This window comes from Maribacter sp. (assembly GCA_020629415.1).
Classification (GTDB): Bacteria; Bacteroidota; Bacteroidia; order Flavobacteriales; family Flavobacteriaceae; genus Maribacter; species Maribacter huludaoensis.
Genome location: JAHDDL010000033.1, coordinates 31617 through 33725 on the forward strand (window position 1 = coordinate 31617; position 2109 = coordinate 33725).

Consider the following 2109-nt stretch of genomic DNA (forward strand, 5'->3'; position numbering starts at 1 on the left):
AAATACCAGCCTAAAACCATAGCTACTATGGGGTTGACATATGATGATGTAGCCACTTTCTCTGGTGAAACTATGCGAAGTAAATAATTGAACGCGGTAAATGTCACTATACTGCCAAATATTATAAGTAAAAGCATAGACGTAATTACTGGAGTACTCCATTGAGCAGGCGATATCCAATCTTCGCCAAAAAATGTGCTTATGATCAAGAGCGATATACCACTGGTAAGCATTTGATAACCGGTATTTACAAAGAAGTTCTTTGGCAAATTGGCACTACCAACAAAAAGACTTCCGTAAGACCAGCTAAGCATGCAAATAAATATAAGTATCATACCTAATACGGCCCCGTCTTTGGCTATAACGTCTTCTTGACCTACAAGAAGGAAAATTCCGGTAATACCTAGGACAACGCCAATGATGGACATGGGCTTTATTTTTTTACCTTGTAAAATTCGCATCATCAACAAAACAACCAAAGGTTGTGCAGAAACCTCAAGTGCGGCAAATCCACTATCAACATATTTAAGTGCCCATACGACTACTCCGTTCCCAAAAGTTAGAAATAAAAACCCCGCAAAAAAGGTGTTCTTGAATTGTTGCCTTGTAATGGTAAGGGAAAAGCCTAATATTTTAGAAATGATAAACATTAGACTACCTGCAGTTAAAAAACGAATACCTGCCAACATAAAGGCAGGTAATTCTGTTACTGCAATCTTATTCCATAAATAGGTAGATCCCCAAATGAAATAAATGGCGAAAAATGACAATACTACCAGAACGGTGTTACGTTGCACTTTCACCATTAAAAATTTTAAAACTAAATCTTCTTAACACGAACGGCGTTCATGCCTTTCATGCCTTTTTCAAGCTCGTAAGAAACCTTATCGTTTTCCATGATTTCATCAATCAATCCGCTAACGTGAACAAAATATTTCTCGTTGTTTTCAGCATCGATAATGAAACCAAAACCCTTTGTAGTATCAAAGAAAGAAACTTTACCGTTTCTTACCGGATCAAATTCTTCAACATCACCTTCTTCTTTCTTTGGAATACCTAAAACAATATCTTCTGCTTCTATTTCCACTTTCATAGCAGGATCTGGCGGAGTATCTACCAAGTTGCCGTTGAAATCTACATAAGCAAGAGGAATACCAGAAGTACCATTTTCTTTTGCCGCCGCTTTACGGGCTAACATTTTTTTCTTCTTTTCTTCGCGCTTCTTTAAGCGTTTTTTTTCTTTTTCAGTTTTATTAAATGTTTGTTGCGATTTTGCCATTCGTAATTTTAATGATAATAATAGATTTTACTGTAAAGGGGGTTGAAATACGTAGTGACGTTGATAACCGAAGGAAAGCTTATGGGTTAACTACGATGTCATTTGTTGTAAGGTCATTGCAGATATTAGTTGCATCCCTCTAAAGTTCTACAAAGATATGATTTGTATTTCAATTATTTAGCATTAGTGGCATTCAAACTGCCAAAGTTTTGAAAGACTTAAGGTTAATTTCAATATAAGGATACATTACGCCTATTCTTTTTTCATTTTAGAACCTTAAAATTCTTGATTATAATTCATCGTAATTCTATTTTATACTATTTTTTGTTAAAATTTAATTTTTGAAAATTATTATAAAATATTTTAAATCAAACACTTACGTAATTAATAAAAATTTATTTGTTAAAAATAGTACCTTTTTATGCATAGTACTGTAACAAAATACAATAATCGTCGTCTTGTAAGTATAACAGAATTATTATTCATCAATTAAAAACAATATATCATGAGAACTTTTATTAAAAATACACCAACAGAATCTAAACGAAATGTTTTTTTAACCGCTTTTAGAAATAGTAAGCGCGTACAATGGGTAGCAAGTAGACAGTTTACGCATTAATATTCATCACACATCAAATCAAAAAAACAATCAATCATTAATCCATCTGACTAATCACCGGATATAAAAACGAACATCATGAGAACTTTTATCAGAAATACACCAACGGAAACAAGGAGAAACACATTCTTTTCTAGCTTTAAGACCAGTAAAAGAGTACAATGGGTAGCAAGTAGACAGTTTACGCATTAATATTCATCACACATCAAAT

The 2109-nt window shown here is 33.1% G+C and carries 2 protein-coding genes; both read right to left on the reverse strand.

The genetic code is table 11. The features are described from left to right. Positions 1–803, reverse strand: an 803-nt coding sequence (locus QZ657_RS13170; RefSeq protein WP_412759687.1) for an EamA family transporter, incomplete at its 3' end; no start/stop codon positions are given. A gap of 17 nt (positions 804–820) precedes the next feature. After that, positions 821–1279, reverse strand: coding sequence for a cold-shock protein (locus QZ657_RS13175; protein WP_036154395.1), 459 nt, complete (start codon positions 1277–1279; stop codon positions 821–823). Positions 1280–2109: the final 830 nt, after the last annotated feature.